At 65.2% G+C, this 14,316-nt stretch carries 16 protein-coding genes and 1 riboswitch; of the genes, 15 read left to right on the top strand and 1 reads right to left on the bottom strand.

Annotated features, from left to right (window positions below; genetic code table 11):
• Positions 1-74: 74 nt before the first annotated feature.
• Positions 75-1,817, bottom strand: a complete 1,743-nt coding sequence (locus GV035_RS22510; RefSeq protein WP_159837139.1) for an ABC transporter ATP-binding protein/permease — start codon at positions 1,815-1,817, stop codon at positions 75-77.
• A gap of 267 nt (positions 1,818-2,084) precedes the next feature.
• Positions 2,085-2,209, top strand: a riboswitch (TPP riboswitch).
• Between the two features lie 174 nt (positions 2,210-2,383).
• Between GV035_RS22510 and GV035_RS22505 the strand changes: the two genes are divergently transcribed.
• The 15 genes from GV035_RS22505 to hisG all read left to right on the top strand — a co-directional run bounded on the left by GV035_RS22505 (position 2,384) and on the right by hisG (position 14,304).
• Positions 2,384-3,541 carry an FAD-dependent oxidoreductase gene (locus tag GV035_RS22505; RefSeq protein ID WP_159837138.1) on the top strand — a complete coding sequence of 386 codons (1,158 nt, stop codon included), beginning with the start codon at positions 2,384-2,386 and terminating at the stop codon, positions 3,539-3,541.
• Positions 3,542-3,561: 20 nt separating this feature from the next.
• On the top strand, positions 3,562-3,759 hold the full coding sequence (thiS, locus tag GV035_RS22500; protein WP_159837137.1) for a sulfur carrier protein ThiS: 198 nt from the start codon (positions 3,562-3,564) through the stop codon (positions 3,757-3,759).
• 19 nt (positions 3,760-3,778) lie between these two features.
• Positions 3,779-4,585 carry a thiazole synthase gene (locus GV035_RS22495; protein WP_159837136.1) on the top strand — a complete coding sequence of 269 codons (807 nt, stop codon included), beginning with the start codon at positions 3,779-3,781 and terminating at the stop codon, positions 4,583-4,585.
• Positions 4,582-5,664 carry a thiamine phosphate synthase gene (gene thiE, locus GV035_RS22490; protein ID WP_159837135.1) on the top strand — a complete coding sequence of 361 codons (1,083 nt, stop codon included), beginning with the start codon at positions 4,582-4,584 and terminating at the stop codon, positions 5,662-5,664. Before GV035_RS22495 ends, thiE begins: the two co-directional genes overlap by 4 nt.
• A 97-nt stretch (positions 5,665-5,761) precedes the next feature.
• Positions 5,762-6,577: an ABC transporter ATP-binding protein gene (locus GV035_RS22485; RefSeq protein WP_159837134.1), complete on the top strand. Its 816-nt coding sequence runs from the start codon at positions 5,762-5,764 to the stop codon at positions 6,575-6,577.
• The gene (gene mlaE, locus GV035_RS22480; protein ID WP_159837133.1) at positions 6,574-7,341 is read left to right on the top strand and encodes a lipid asymmetry maintenance ABC transporter permease subunit MlaE; all 768 of its coding nucleotides are present in this window, start codon (positions 6,574-6,576) and stop codon (positions 7,339-7,341) included. The genes GV035_RS22485 and mlaE overlap by 4 nt, the downstream gene beginning before the upstream one ends.
• A gap of 94 nt (positions 7,342-7,435) precedes the next feature.
• Positions 7,436-8,035, top strand: coding sequence for an outer membrane lipid asymmetry maintenance protein MlaD (mlaD, locus tag GV035_RS22475; protein WP_159837132.1), 600 nt, complete (start codon positions 7,436-7,438; stop codon positions 8,033-8,035).
• A gap of 9 nt (positions 8,036-8,044) precedes the next feature.
• Complete coding sequence (locus GV035_RS22470) at positions 8,045-8,989, top strand: MlaA family lipoprotein (protein ID WP_159837131.1); 945 nt, start codon at positions 8,045-8,047, stop codon at positions 8,987-8,989.
• A gap of 124 nt (positions 8,990-9,113) precedes the next feature.
• Positions 9,114-9,746, top strand: a complete 633-nt coding sequence (locus GV035_RS22465; RefSeq protein ID WP_159837130.1) for an MlaC/ttg2D family ABC transporter substrate-binding protein — start codon at positions 9,114-9,116, stop codon at positions 9,744-9,746.
• Entirely contained in the window at positions 9,743-10,030 is a 288-nt protein-coding gene (locus GV035_RS22460) for an STAS domain-containing protein (RefSeq protein ID WP_159837129.1), read from the top strand. Before GV035_RS22465 ends, GV035_RS22460 begins: the two co-directional genes overlap by 4 nt.
• 201 nt (positions 10,031-10,231) lie before the next feature.
• Positions 10,232-11,158, top strand: coding sequence for an ABC transporter ATP-binding protein (locus GV035_RS22455; protein ID WP_159837128.1), 927 nt, complete (start codon positions 10,232-10,234; stop codon positions 11,156-11,158).
• On the top strand, positions 11,155-11,910 hold the full coding sequence (locus tag GV035_RS22450) for an ABC transporter permease (RefSeq protein WP_159837127.1): 756 nt from the start codon (positions 11,155-11,157) through the stop codon (positions 11,908-11,910). The genes GV035_RS22455 and GV035_RS22450 overlap by 4 nt, the downstream gene beginning before the upstream one ends.
• A gap of 18 nt (positions 11,911-11,928) precedes the next feature.
• Entirely contained in the window at positions 11,929-12,168 is a 240-nt protein-coding gene (locus tag GV035_RS22445; protein ID WP_035506651.1) for a BolA family protein, read from the top strand.
• 175 nt (positions 12,169-12,343) lie between these two features.
• A complete protein-coding gene (gene murA, locus GV035_RS22440; RefSeq protein WP_159837126.1) occupies positions 12,344-13,615 on the top strand; it encodes a UDP-N-acetylglucosamine 1-carboxyvinyltransferase in 1,272 nt (423 codons plus the stop codon).
• Complete coding sequence (gene hisG / locus GV035_RS22435; protein ID WP_159837125.1) at positions 13,612-14,304, top strand: ATP phosphoribosyltransferase; 693 nt, start codon at positions 13,612-13,614, stop codon at positions 14,302-14,304. Before murA ends, hisG begins: the two co-directional genes overlap by 4 nt.
• Positions 14,305-14,316: the final 12 nt, after the last annotated feature.

Here is a 14,316-nt window from a genome sequence, read left to right as displayed (position 1 = left end):
GCGAAAGAAAAAAGCCGCACAGATGAAGAATCACCCGTGCGGCTCCTCAAAACAGACCCAAAGCGAAAAAAACGTCAAACCTCCGCCATCGCCCGCTCGATCTCGATCTTGTAATCATGGAACATCGCTACCGACTCGCGGTGCGCGACGCTCAGAATCGCCGCCTTCGGCAGCCGCTCGACCAGCGTGTTGTAGATATGCAGCTCGTTCTCGGCATCGAGCGCGCTCGTCGCTTCATCGAGGAACACGAAGTCCGGCTTGTGCAGCAGCACGCGCGCCGCAGCCAGCCGCTGCTGCTCGCCCGGCGACAGGCTGCGCGCCCAGTGCGCGCTTTCGTCCAGCCGGTCGCCATACGCTTCGAGATTGCAGGAGCGCAAGGCTTCGCGCAATGCGTCGTCGCTGAACGTTCCGCCCGGCGACGGATACGACAGCGCCGCGCGCAACGGTCCGATCGGCAGATAGCTCTGCTGCGGCACGAACATGAGCCTGGCATCGACGGGCGCGTCGATGGTGCCATCGCCGAACGGCCACAGTCCCGCGAGCGCGCGCATCAACGTGCTCTTGCCCGAACCCGACGGCCCCACGATCAGCCAGCGCGACCCCGGCTCGACCGACACGTCCGCCACGCGCGAGAGCGGCGTGCCGTTGGGAAGCGCGAGCATGAGGCCGGTCGTCGTCAGCGACTGCGTGCTCGTGTAGTGCAGGTTGATGCCGCCGCGCTCCGTCGCAGGCGACGTTTCCTCGCGAATGTGCGTCGAGCGCATGACGCGCTTGAATTCGCGCAGACGGTTGACGGTGGCGCGCCATTCCACCAGCGTCGAGTAACTGTTGATGAACCAGGAAAACGAATCGCTGACGGTGCCGAACGCCGATGAAATCTGCATCAGCACGCCGAACGAAAACGCGCCCGCGAAGTAGCGCGGCGCCGCCACCATGATCGGAAAGATGATCGCGATCTGCCCGTAGAACGACAGCACGAAGGTCATGCGCTTCGTGTACTTCATGATGAGCCACCAGTTGTCGCGAATGCGCTGGAAGATGCCCTTCGCGTTCGCGGTTTCGGTGGCGATACCGTCGTAGAACGCGATCTGCTCGGCGTTCTCGCGCACGCGAATCAGGCCGAAGCGAAAGTCCGCCTCCACCTTCTGCTGCTGATAGTTGATCGACACGAGCGGATGCCCGACCTTCTGGATGATGAGCGAGCCGAGAATCGCGTACAGCGCGGCGGCCCACACCATGTAGCCGGGAATGACGAGCGGCTTGCCGAAGAGCGTCAGCGTCAACGCGCCCGCGAGCGTCCACAAAATGGTGATGAAGGTGACGAGCGTGACGAGCGTCGAAAGCAGGTCGAGCGACAGCGAAAGCGTGGTCGTCGCGAAGGATTGCAGGTCGTCGCTGATACGCTGGTCGGGGTTGTCGGCGAGCCGGTCGCGCTCGATTCGGTAGAACGCCTTGTCGCCGAGCCATTGTTCGAGATACCGATTGGTCAGCCATTGCCGCCAGCGGAACGCGAGCATTTGCCGGAGATATCGCCCGTAGACGGCGAGCAGGATGTACGCGAACGCGAGCGCCGTGAAGATCAGCAGCAAGTGCGGAAAGTCGCGCACGTTCTTGTTCTGCAGCGCGTTATAGAAGTCCGCATTCCAGCTGTTGAGCCGGACGTTGATCCACACGACGGTCATGTTGATCGCGATGATCGCGACGAGCAGTCCCCACGCGATGCCGCGCTCCTCCGAGACCCAGTACGGCTTGATGAGGCTCCACGCCGATACCTGATCCGCCTTTTGCTGCGTGTTTTCGGGGTTCGAATTGACCATGACGTTCCTGCGGGTGCGCCGGATGTTTCCGGTGGGTTGAGACGGTGTTGCTGCCGGGGCTGCGCGCAGCGGGCTCCCGGTTCGCAGCAGATTGTTGTGATGCTGCCTTAACTGTCGCTTAATCCGGTCCGATCGTTCGGCGAACTGGTGTTCGGGGCATTGTGCCAGAGTGCCGCCGCGCGCGACCGAAGCGGTACAAGCGAAGCCGCGCGCCCGCGCGGGCAATCCCGGTTTGCAGCCGCTTCGCCTTTTATGCTCTAATGATCTGCGACGAAACAGGGGTGCTTCGCGCGCATCGTCACCGGCAACGGTGGCCGGCGCCGCGAGGCTGAGAGAGACCCTTTGCACCCGATCCGGGTAATACCGGCGAGGGAAGTTTCCGGAGAACGCGCGTTCATCGCGCCTTTCCTCCAGTTGCTTCCGGTCTTCCTCTTCCGCTCGGTGCGTCCGATGGACGCCGTGCCAGTCCCTCCTCCGCTGATTCGTCGCGTTAGTCAATCGGTATGCCGCTCTGCGCGGCGACGGTCGGCATCGCCTTGCGCGTGTCAGGCAATGCGAGCGACCGGATGGGGAGACATCGGATTGTGAACAGCATCGAACAGGGCGTCGCGCGCCGGCCGGATTTCGCCGTCATCGGCGGCGGGCTCGTCGGGCGGCTCGTCGCGTGGCAGCTTGCAGGCGCGGGGCATGGCGTCGCGCTCTACGAGCGTGGCGACGAAGCTGGCTCGCAGTCGGCCGCGTGGGTCGCCGCAGCCATGCTCGCGCCGCTCGCGGAAGCAACGAGCGCGGAGCCGCTCGTCGTCGAACTCGGCGCGGCGTCGCTCGCGCGCTGGCCGGACGTGCTCGCGGCATTGCCCGCGCCCGTTTTCTTCCAGCGCAACGGCACGCTCGTCGTGTGGCACGGCGCGGATCGCGCGGAAGCGCCGCTTTTCGAGCGACGGCTGCGCGCGAACGCCCCGGCTGCGCTGCTCGACGGCGGTTTCGTGAAGCTCGCGGGCGCGCAGGTCGCGAGCGCGGAACCCGCGCTCGGCTCGCGCTTCGCGCAGGGCTGGCTGTTGCCGCACGAAGGCCAGCTCGACAACCGGCAGGCGCTCAAGGCGCTGGCTGCGGGGCTGGCGGCGCGCGGCGTGCAAACGCACTGGAACACGCCTGTCGATGCCATGCCGGATGCGCGCTGGATCATCGATTGCCGCGGGCTCGGCGGCAAGTCCGCGTGGCCCGCGCTGCGCGGCATTCGCGGCGAGGTGGCCCGCGTACACGCGCCGGGCATCGGGCTCGCGCGGCCGGTGCGCTTGCTGCATCCGCGCTATCCGCTCTACATCGCGCCCAAGCAGAACGACGTCTACGTGATCGGCGCGACCGAAGTCGAGGGCGAGGACATGTCGCCCGTCAGCGTGCGCTCGGCGCTCGAATTGCTGAGCGCGGCGTTCGCAGTCCATCCGGGTTTCGGCGAAGCGCGCATTCTCGAACTTAGCGCGCAATGCCGGCCGACGCTGCCGGATCATCGTCCGGCGATTGTCTGGGACGGCGCGCGCACGCTGCGCGTGAACGGGCTGTATCGGCATGGCTTCATGATCGCGCCCGAAGTCGCCGATGCCGCGTGCGCGCTCGCCGATGCGCTCATTGGCGCAACGGTGCGCGACGCCGCTTCTTTCGCGCAGTTCCGCAGCGATGCGCGATGGCCCGAGCTGCTGCACGGCGCGTTCGCCGCCGTGCCCGCGTGACAGCAATCAGAGACAGACACATGAACATCCACATCAATCAGCGCGAGTTCACGTTGCCCGATGCCGCGACCGTCACCGACGCACTGGCCGCATTCGGCGCGAAGCCGCCGTTCGCGGTGGCGCTCAACGGCCAGTTCGTCGCGCGCGGCGAGCACGGCACGAAGACGCTCGCGCCCGGCGACAAGCTCGACGTCGTTTCGCCCGTCGCGGGCGGCTGAACACACGAAGGATTCCATCATGACCACACAGACCGCCGACGCCCTCACGCTGTACGGCCAGTCGTTCCCGAGCCGCGTGCTGCTCGGCACGTCGCGCTATCCGTCGCTGCAATCGCTATCCGATTCCATCGACGCCGCGCGCCCCGGCATGGTGACGGTCGCGCTGCGCCGCCAGTCCGAGACGGGCGAAGCCGGCTTCTTCGACGTGCTCAAGCGCCACGGCGTCGCGCTGTTGCCGAACACGGCGGGCTGCCAGAGCGTGGACGAAGTGCTAACCACCGCCTGCATGGCGCGCGAAGTGTTCGACACGCCGTGGATCAAGCTGGAACTGATCGGCGATGACTACACGCTGCAGCCCGATCCGATCGGCCTGGTCGAAGCAGCGGCCAGGCTCGTGCGCGACGGTTTCAAGGTGCTGCCCTACTGCACGGAAGATCTCGTGATCGGCCGGCGTCTTCTCGACGCCGGCTGCGAAGCCCTGATGCCGTGGGGCGCGCCCATCGGCACGGGCAAGGGCGTGACGAATCCCTACGGACTGCGCACCTTGCGCGAGCGGCTGCCGGACGTGCCGCTGATCGTCGATGCGGGCCTCGGTGTGCCGTCGCACGCGTGTCAGGTGATGGAGTGGGGCTTCGACGGCGTGCTGCTCAACACGGCGGTGTCGCAGGCCACGTTTCCGCCGCAGATGGCGCGTGCGTTCGCGCTGGGCGTCGAAGCCGGGCGCAGCGCGTTTCTCGCCGGTCCGATGGCCGAGCGCGACAGCGCGCAGGCGAGCACGCCGGTTGTCGGCATGCCGTTCTGGCATCAGGACGGAGGCGCGGCATGAGCCTGCTTGATCGCGAAGTGTTTTGGCCGCCGGCGGACGAACTCGTGGAAGTCGCGGAGCGCATCCGTGCGCGGCTCGGCGACTGGCCCGCCGCGTCGACGCGCTGGCGCATCTGCCTGACCGCGCCCGAATCGCCGGGCGCGCGGGATTTGATCGTGCTCACGGAATCGCACGAATCCGATGCCGTCGCGCTTCCGAACGGCGCGTCCGTGCTCGAAGCGCAGGGCGCGCGCGTGACGCTGACGCGCAACGGCGAGCGTTTCGTGCTCGACGGCGAGCGGTCCGACGACTGGCTCGCCGCGCTCGCTGCGTTTCTGGACTGCAACTTCGAGCCGCACGATGCGCTCGTTCTGGCGCTCGCCTGGCGCACCGGCGACGAGTCGAAAGAAGACGCATGGCCCGTCGATTTCGCGCGCTTCCCGCGCGTTAGCGACCTTCCGCCCGCGCCCGAGCCGGCTTTCCCGTCGTGCCCCGGCGCGCTCGGCCTCTATCCCGTGCTGCCGAGTGCCGAATGGGTCGAGCGCGTGCTCGATCTGAGCGTCGTCACGGCGCAACTGCGCCGCAAGAGCGCCGACGCCGACGATCTTCGGCGCGAAATCGAGCGGTCCGTGGCGGCGGGGCGTCGGCATCAGGCGCGGCTTTTCATCAACGATCACTGGCGCGAGGCCATTGCGGCGGGCGCATACGGCGTGCATCTCGGACAGGAAGACGTGCAGACCGCCGACCTAAGCGCGATTGCGCGCGCCGGCCTGCGCCTCGGACTCTCGACGCACGGCTACTACGAAATGCTGCGCGCGCTGCATTTCCGGCCGAGCTACCTCGCGCTCGGCGCCGTCTTCCCGACGACGACCAAGGTCATGCCGACGAAGCCGCAAGGGCTCGCACGTCTGCGCCGCTACGTGCAGTTGCTCGGCGGCCGCGTGCCGCTCGTCGCGATTGGCGGAATCGACGGCACGGTGATCGCCGATGTGCTCGCGACTGGCGTCGGCAGCGCGGCGGTCGTGCGCGCCGTCACCGAGGCGCCGGACACGGCGCTGGCGGTCTCGTCGCTGCAACAGAACTTTGCGGGTCAATGCTGACAGTTCCGAAAAAACAAGGCGTCAAGCACTAGGCAAAGCACCGATTGCACGCAGGCCCTATAATGCGGCGTTTTGCGTCAACGGAACTTGTTACCCAGTGCCAGCCTCTTCTGAGACTCTGCTCGAGCTACGCGACGTCGACTTCGGTTACGGCGATCGGCTCGTCCTGTCGAACCTGAACATGCGCTTCACGCGCGGTCAGGTCGTCGCGGTCATGGGCGGCTCGGGCTGCGGCAAGACCACGACGCTTCGGCTGATCGGCGGTCTCGTCAAGGCGAGCCGCGGCCAGGTGCTGTACGGCGGGCAGGACGTCGGCGCGCAGACGCGTGACGGGCTCTACGCGCTGCGCCGGAAAATGGGCATGCTGTTTCAGTTCGGCGCGCTGTTCACCGACCAGACGGTCTTCGAGAATGTCGCGTTTCCGCTGCGCGAGCACACGGACCTTCCCGAGGCGCTCATCCGCGATCTCGTCCTCATGAAGCTGAACGCCGTCGGATTGCGCGGCGCGCGTGATCTTGCGCCGTCGGAAATCTCGGGCGGCATGGCGCGGCGTGTGGCGCTCGCGCGCGCCATCGCGCTCGATCCCGAACTCATGATGTACGACGAGCCGTTCGCCGGCCTCGATCCCATCTCGCTCGGCATCACCGCGAAGCTGATCCGCACGCTCAACGACGCGCTCGGCGCCACGTCCATCCTCGTCTCGCACGACGTGCCGGAGTCGTTCGCCATCGCGGATTACGTGTATTTCGTGGCCAACGGCGGCATTCACGCCGAAGGCACGCCCGCTGAACTGCGCGCGTCGCAGGACCCGACCGTGCGCCAGTTCATCGACGGGACGCCGGACGGCCCGTTCAAGTTCCACTACGCGAGCCAGAACCTCGCGGCGGATTTCGGCATCGGAGGCAAGGCATGATCAGCGCGCTCGGACGCTGGGTGCTCGACGGCTTCGGCACCGCCGGTTACGCGGCGCGCATGTTCGTGCGCCTCGTGCTCGAATTTTTCCCGTTGCTGCGCCGCCCGCGGCTTGTCACGAAACAAATCCACTTCGTCGGCAATTATTCGCTGGTGATCATCGCGGTGTCGGGCTTGTTCGTCGGCTTCGTGCTCGGGTTGCAGGGCTATTACACGCTCAATCGCTACGGCTCGGAACAGGCGCTCGGGCTGCTCGTCGCGCTGTCGCTGGTGCGAGAACTCGGGCCGGTGGTCACGGCGCTGCTGTTCGCGGGGCGCGCGGGCACGTCGCTGACGGCGGAAATCGGCCTCATGAAGGCCGGCGAGCAACTCACGGCAATGGAAATGATGGCGGTCGACCCCATGAAGGTCGTCGTCGCGCCGCGCATGTGGGCGGGCATCATCGCCATGCCGGTGCTCGCGGCCATTTTCAGCGCGGTCGGCGTGATCGGCGGCTATGTGGTCGGCGTGCTGCTGATCGGCGTCGATTCCGGCGCGTTCTGGTCGCAGATGCAGGGCGGCGTGGATGTCTGGCGCGATGTCGGCAACGGCGTCGTGAAAAGCGTCGTGTTCGGTTTCGCGGTGACGTTCATCGCGTTGTTCCAGGGCTACGAAGCCCGGCCGACGCCGGAAGGCGTCTCGCGCGCGACCACGAAGACCGTCGTGTACGCGTCGCTCGCCGTGCTCGGCCTCGATTTCCTGCTGACCGCGTTGATGTTCAGCTAATGGACCCACGCGCGGGCGCTCGCGAGGGCGTGGGCGTTGTGAAGGGTACAGACCGTCACGCGCATTCCGCGACAAGATTCTCTTTGGAAAGACGATGAAAAAGACTGCTCTCGACTTCTGGGTCGGCCTCTTCGTGGTGCTCGGTTTCGTGGCGCTGCTGTTTCTCGCGCTCAAGGCCGGCAACATGAGTTCCCTGTCGTTCCAGCAAACCTACGCGGTACGGCTCAAGTTCGACAACATCGGCGGCCTCAAGCCGCGCGCGCCGGTCAAGAGCGCGGGCGTGACGGTCGGTCGCGTCGGCACCATTGGCTTCGACGCGAACACGTACCAGGCGGTCGTGACCATCGATATCGACAAGCAGTATCAGTTTCCGAAAGATTCGTCGGCGAAGATCCTGACCTCGGGTCTGCTCGGCGAGCAGTACATCGGCCTCGAGCCGGGCGGCGACGATCAGATGCTCAAGAACGGCGACACCATCACGATGACGCAATCGGCTGTCGTGCTCGAAAACCTGATCGGCCAATTCCTCTACAACAAGGCGGCGGATTCCGGCGCGTCGAAGGCAGGCACGCCTGCCGCGCCGGCGCCGGCGTTCCCCGGCGCGGCAAGCGCAATGGGCGCAACGGCCGCACCCGCCGCAACTGCGGCTTCGGGCGCGTCGGCCGCGAGCGCGGCATCCGGCTCGGCTCAATAAGGAGAAGCTATGTACGCGATGGCGTTGCGGCGCGTGCTTGTCTCGGCGGCGGTGGTCACGCTCGCCGGTTGCGCAACGGTGACGACGCCCACGAAGGGCGATCCGTTGGAAAGCTATAACCGGACGATGTTCACCATCAACGACAAGGTGGACCAGTTCGCGCTGAAGCCGGTCGCGAAAGCCTATGTGTGGGGCGTACCGGAGCCGGTGCGCAACAGCGTCACCAACTTCTTCTCGAATATCGGCGATGTGTACATCGCGGCGAACAATCTGCTGCAGTTGAAGATCGCGGATGGCGTCTCCGACATCATGCGCGTGGCGATCAACACGGTGTTCGGCGTCGGCGGCCTCTTCGACGTGGCAACGGTCGCCAAGCTGCCGAAGCACTCGGGCGACTTCGGCCTGACGCTCGGTCACTACGGTGTTCCGGCAGGTCCGTATCTTGTTTTGCCGCTGCTCGGGCCGAGCACGGTGCGCGATACGAGCGGACTCGTCGTCGATTATTTCGGCAGTCCGCTGACGTACGTCAGGCCGGATTCCGTGAGCTGGGCGCTGTATGGCGTGAACCTCATCAACACGCGGGCGAACCTGCTCGGCGCGACCGACGTGCTCGCCGACGCCGCCCTCGACAAGTACTCGTTCGTGCGTAACGCGTATTTGCAGCGTCGCCAGTATCTGATCGGCGGCGACAACGACGGCAGTACCGGCAACATGCCGAACTACGACGAAGCGCCGCTGCCGACTTACGCAGAGCCTGAAGGCGCGGGCGGCGCGGTGGGTGCATCGGCAACCGCGGTGCCGCCGGCCGCGGCGCAGGGCGCGTCGGGCGCGGCGCCTGCTTCGGGAACTGCTGCCACGCCGAACGCCGCGAGTTCGGGGAACGCAACGGTGCCGGGCAATCAGTACGTGCCGCCGCGTGCGCCGCCCGGCTTCCCTTCCTTCCGCTTGCGTTGAGCGCGTTTGCACTAACGCGCGGTAACATGATTGACAGCGTTTATCACAGATTGGCCGGTGCGCAGTCTGAACTTGGTTCAAGCGGCGCACTCCAATCCAAGCCACTTCTTTTGCAGGGTCTGCGATGAAAAAACTCTTTCTGCTTCCTATCTTTGCCATGCTGATGGCGTTCTGCGGCGCGGCGTCCGCGCAATCGGTCGACACAAACTCGCCCGACGCAATGATCAAGACCGTCACGCAGCAAGTGCTCGATCAGATCAAATCGGACCCGAAGCTGCAGTCGGGCGACGTGCAGCACATCACCGAACTCGTCAACCAGAAGATCCTGCCGTACACGGACTTCTCGCGCACCACGCGCCTCGTGATGGGCCGCAACTGGAACTCGGCCACGCCGGAACAGCAAAAGCAGATCGTCGAGCAATTCAAGATGCTGCTGATCCGCACGTATTCGGGCGCACTCAGCCAAGTCCGCAATCAGACGATCCAGTACAAGCCGTTCCGCGCATCGCCGGAAGATACGGATGTCGTCGTTCGCTCCGTGGTGATGAACAACGGCCAGCCGGTCGAACTGGACTATCGCCTCTACAAGACGCCGCAAGGCTGGCGCGTGTATGACATCAACGTGCTCGGCGCATGGCTGATTCAGGCGTATCAACAGCAGTTCAACGAGCAGATTTCGCAACACGGCGTCGATGGCCTGCTGCAATTCCTCACGCAGCGCAACCAGCAACTCGCGAGCGGCAAGGCTTCGTCGTGAGCGCACTCGGCACTGGCGGCCGTTTCCAGACGGCCGCGTCCCTGACTCACGAGAGCGCGAAGGCCGCGCTCGAAGCGGGTCTTTCGCGCATCGCCGCTGGCGCGACGGAAGTCGACTGCGCGCCGCTGCGGCAATTCGATTCGTCCGCGCTCGCCGTGCTGCTCGCATGGCAGCGCGCGGCCACCGCGCGCGGCGCCGCGCTCGGTGTCGTCAACCTTCCCTCCGGGCTTGCCAGTCTCGCGCAAGCCTATGGCGTCGACACGCTGCTTACCTTCCGACATTGATCCTGTCCTGACTGCTCTTTTCAGGCGTGGCGGCGTGAAAGCCGCCGCAAACAGGATCGCTCCGACGTCGGGTCTACCGGCTTTGCCCTATAATCAAACGTTTTTTCGCGCCCGACCCCGGCCCCTTTTCGAGCGAGCACGGGTCCGTCACGCGTAATCCGCACAATCGAGGCGCGGCCGCACGAGGCGCGCGCACTGTCAATGTCAGCCATAGAAATCCGAAACGTCCGGAAGAGCTATAAGAGTCTGCAGGCGCTCAAAGGCGTGAGCCTCACGGTCGAAGAGGGCGAGTTTTTCGGCCTGCTCGGCCCGAACGGCGCGGGCAAGACCACGTTGATCAGCATTCTTGCGGGACTGGCGCGCGCCGATAGCGGCACGATCAGCGTGCGCGGTCACGACGTCGTCAGCGATTTCCGCGCGGCACGCCGCTCGCTCGGCGTGGTGCCGCAGGAACTCGTGTTCGATCCGTTCTTCACCGTGCGCGAGTCGCTGCGCATCCAGTCCGGCTATTTCGGCTTGCGCAATAACGACGACTGGATCGACGAGGTCATGGCGAACCTCGATCTCACCGAGAAAGCCGACGTCAACACGCGCGCGCTGTCCGGCGGCATGAAGCGCCGCGTGCTGGTCGCGCAGGCGTTGGTGCACCGGCCGCCCGTGATCGTGCTCGACGAACCGACAGCCGGCGTGGACGTCGAGCTTCGGCAGACGCTCTGGAAGTTCATCTCGCGCCTCAATCGCGAGGGGCATACCATCGTGCTGACCACGCATTACCTCGAAGAAGCCGAATCGCTCTGCGACCGCCTCGCGATGCTTCGGCGTGGCGAAATCGTCGCGCTGGAACGCACGAGCGCGCTGTTGCAGCGTTTCGCCGGCATGCAGCTGTATCTGCGCTTTTCGAGCGGCGTGCTGCCGGCCGAACTACGCTCGCTGGAAGTCGATCCTCACGCGGTATCCGGCGCGCAGCACCTGCTGCGCTTGTCGAGCTACGACGAAGTCGAGCCCATCCTCGCGAAATGCCGCGCGGCGGGCTGCGCGTTCGATGAAATTGAAGTCCGCAAAGCCGACCTCGAAGATGTGTTCCTTCAGGTCATGAACGAGCCGGACATGGTCGAGGGGCTTTCATGAGCGGCTTCCAGACGTTGTTTTACAAGGAGCTGTTGCGGTTCTGGAAGGTGTCGTTTCAAACGGTGCTCGCACCTATCGTCACCGCGCTGCTGTATCTCACCATCTTCGGTCACGCGCTGTCCGGGCATGTGCAGGTCTATCCGGGTGTCGGCTATACGAGCTTTCTCGTGCCCGGCCTCGTCATGATGAGCGTGTTGCAAAACGCGTTCGCGAATAGTTCGTCGTCGCTGATCCAGTCGAAGATCACCGGCAATCTGGTGTTCGTGCTGCTGCCGCCCATCGCGCATTGGGAAATGTTCTTCGCCTACGTGCTCGCCTCGGTGGTGCGCGGCTTGTGCGTCGGGCTCGGCGTCTTCATCGTGACGATATGGTTCATCCCGATGTCTTTCTCCGCGCCGATCTACATCATTGCGTTCGCGATGCTCGGCTCGGCCATTCTCGGCACGCTCGGGCTGATCGCGGGCATCTGGGCCGACAAGTTCGATCAGCTTGCCGCGTTCCAGAACTTCCTGATCATGCCGCTCACGTTCTTGTCGGGCGTCTTCTATTCGACGCATTCGCTGCCGCCCACCTGGCGCGCGGTGTCGCATCTAAATCCGTTCTTCTACATGATCGACGGTTTCCGCTACGGCTTTTTCGGCTCGTCGGACGTCAACCCGCTTTTGAGCCTGTGCATCGTCGGCGGCTTTCTGGTCGTGCTCGCGCTGATCGCCGTGCGTCTGCTCGCGAGCGGCTACAAGCTGCGTCACTAAATCTCAAGGAGACATCCCATGTTGCCGACTCCGGAGCAAGTGAAGGACTACATCGCTGGCGGTCTGTCGTGCCAGCATCTCGAAGTCGAAGGCGACGGCCAGCATTTTTTCGCGACCATCGTGAGCGATGCGTTCGTCGGCAAGCGCCTGATCGCGCGTCATCAACTGGTCTACGCGGCGCTCGGCGAGCGCATGCGCGAGGAGATTCATGCGCTCAGCATGAAAACCCTCACCCCCGACGAATGGAAATCGGCCTGAATCCATTCGGCGAAGCCATGCAGGTCACAGGCCCAACCCTCAGCAACAGCTAGCAACACCCGGCCCGGCCGGCAGAAGCAGCAGAACCAGGCAGCACAGAGTGCGGAACATTCAAGATAACCGCGGCGCCGAATCCGGCTCCGCAGCAGCACGCTCGGTCGAAGGACAAGCAACCATGGACAAACTCGTCATTACGGGGGGCGCGAAGCTCTCCGGTGAAATCACCGTATCGGGCGCCAAGAACGCGGCTTTGCCGATTCTGTGCGCGAGCCTTCTCACCGCCGACGACGTCCATCTGTCGAACGTGCCGAACCTGAAGGACGTGCGTACCACGCTCGAACTGCTGCGCCAGATGGGCGTGCAGTCCGAAGCCATGACGGACGGCCGCGTGACGCTCAACGCGTCGAAGGTGCATAACCTCGTCGCGCCGTACGAGATGGTGAAGACCATGCGCGCGTCGATTCTCGTGCTCGGGCCGCTCGTCGCGCGCTTCGGCGAAGCGAAGGTGTCGCTGCCGGGCGGCTGCGCAATCGGCGCGCGTCCGGTCGATCAGCACATCAAGGGCCTTCAGGCGATGGGCGCCGAGATCAACATCGAGCACGGCTTCATCGAAGCGCGCGCCAAGCGTCTGAAAGGCGCGCGCATCGTCACCGACATGATCACGGTGACGGGCACCGAGAATCTGCTCATGGCAGCGGTGCTGGCCGACGGCGAAACGATCATCGAAAACGCGGCGCGCGAGCCGGAAGTGAGCGACCTCGCGAATCTGCTCGTCGCGATGGGCGCGAAGATCGAAGGCATCGGCACGGACCGGCTCGTCATCCAGGGCGTCGAAAAGCTGCATGGCGCGCGTCACGCCGTGGTGCCGGACCGCATCGAAGCGGGCACGTTCCTGTGCGCGGTCGCGGCGGCGGGCGGCGATGTCACGCTGCGTCACGTGAGCCCGTCGCTGCTCGACGCGGTCACGGCCAAGCTGCGCGAAGCGGGCGTGTCCATCGAAGAGGGCGAAGACTGGATGCGCGTGCGCATGAGCAAGCGTCCGGAAGCCGTGAACATCCGCACGTCGGAATATCCCGCGTTCCCGACCGACATGCAGGCGCAGTTCATGGCGCTCAACGCGATTGCGAGCGGCACGTCGCAAGTGGTCGAGACCATCTTCGAAAACCGCTTCATGCACGTGCAGGAGCTGAATCGTCTGGGCGCGAGCATTACGGTCGATGGCAATACGGCGCTCGTGAGCGGCGTCGCGCAACTGTCGGGCGCGAAGGTCATGGCCACCGATCTGCGCGCGTCGGCCAGTCTCGTAATCGCGGCGATGTGCGCGGACGGCGAAACGCTGATCGACCGCATCTACCACCTGGACCGGGGCTACGACCGCATGGAGTCGAAGCTGACCGCGGTCGGCGCGAACGTTCGCCGCATCAAGGGAAGCGGGAGCGAGCAATGAGCGCGTTGCCGCAGACGTCGTCGTCCGTCGAGGCGAGCGCGCCCCTCACGCTCGCGCTCTCGAAAGGGCGTATCTTCGAGGAAACCGTGCCGCTGCTCGCCGCAGCGGGCGTGCAGGTCGCCGAAGATCCGGAAAGCTCGCGCAAGCTGATTCTTCCGACCACGAACCCGAACCTGCGCGTGATCATCGTGCGCGCCACCGACGTGCCGACGTACGTCGAATATGGCGCAGCGGATTTCGGCGTCGCGGGCAAGGACGTACTCATCGAACATGGCGGCGGCGGTCTGTATCAGCCGGTCGATCTGAACATTGCGCGCTGCCGGATGTCGGTGGCCGTCAAGGCCGGTTTCGACTACGCGAACGCGGTGCGGCAGGGCGCGCGGCTGCGGGTCGCGACCAAGTACACGGAGACGGCGCGCGAACACTTCGCGGCGAAGGGCGTTCACGTCGATCTCATCAAGCTGTACGGTTCGATGGAACTCGCGCCGCTCGTCGGCCTCGCGGATGCGATCGTCGATCTGGTGAGCTCCGGCGGCACGCTGCGCGCGAACAACCTGGTCGAAGTGGAAGAGATCATGGAGATTTCGTCGCGACTGGTGGTGAATCAGGCGGCGCTCAAGTTGAAGCGCGCGGCGCTGAAACCCTATCTCGACGCGTTCGAGCGCGCCTCGGCCGGAACGGACAACTAGGGCGGCCGCGTT

Origin of the sequence: Burkholderia sp. 8Y (genome assembly GCF_902506145.1) — a bacterium.
Taxonomy (GTDB): domain Bacteria; phylum Pseudomonadota; class Gammaproteobacteria; order Burkholderiales; family Burkholderiaceae; genus Caballeronia.
Note: the sequence above shows the minus strand (reverse complement) of the source record. Positions and strands in the feature narration are given on the sequence as shown.

Coding starts and splice junctions, on each gene's coding strand:
- GV035_RS22510 (WP_159837139.1), bottom strand. CDS start 1,817: ATGGTCAATTCGAACCCCGAAAACACGCAGCAAAAGGCGGATCAGGTA.
- GV035_RS22505 (WP_159837138.1), top strand. CDS start 2,384: ATGGGGAGACATCGGATTGTGAACAGCATCGAACAGGGCGTCGCGCGC.
- thiS (WP_159837137.1), top strand. CDS start 3,562: ATGAACATCCACATCAATCAGCGCGAGTTCACGTTGCCCGATGCCGCG.
- GV035_RS22495 (WP_159837136.1), top strand. CDS start 3,779: ATGACCACACAGACCGCCGACGCCCTCACGCTGTACGGCCAGTCGTTC.
- thiE (WP_159837135.1), top strand. CDS start 4,582: ATGAGCCTGCTTGATCGCGAAGTGTTTTGGCCGCCGGCGGACGAACTC.
- mlaE (WP_159837133.1), top strand. CDS start 6,574: ATGATCAGCGCGCTCGGACGCTGGGTGCTCGACGGCTTCGGCACCGCC.
- mlaD (WP_159837132.1), top strand. CDS start 7,436: ATGAAAAAGACTGCTCTCGACTTCTGGGTCGGCCTCTTCGTGGTGCTC.
- GV035_RS22470 (WP_159837131.1), top strand. CDS start 8,045: ATGTACGCGATGGCGTTGCGGCGCGTGCTTGTCTCGGCGGCGGTGGTC.
- GV035_RS22465 (WP_159837130.1), top strand. CDS start 9,114: ATGAAAAAACTCTTTCTGCTTCCTATCTTTGCCATGCTGATGGCGTTC.
- GV035_RS22455 (WP_159837128.1), top strand. CDS start 10,232: ATGTCAGCCATAGAAATCCGAAACGTCCGGAAGAGCTATAAGAGTCTG.
- GV035_RS22450 (WP_159837127.1), top strand. CDS start 11,155: ATGAGCGGCTTCCAGACGTTGTTTTACAAGGAGCTGTTGCGGTTCTGG.
- GV035_RS22445 (WP_035506651.1), top strand. CDS start 11,929: ATGTTGCCGACTCCGGAGCAAGTGAAGGACTACATCGCTGGCGGTCTG.
- murA (WP_159837126.1), top strand. CDS start 12,344: ATGGACAAACTCGTCATTACGGGGGGCGCGAAGCTCTCCGGTGAAATC.
- hisG (WP_159837125.1), top strand. CDS start 13,612: ATGAGCGCGTTGCCGCAGACGTCGTCGTCCGTCGAGGCGAGCGCGCCC.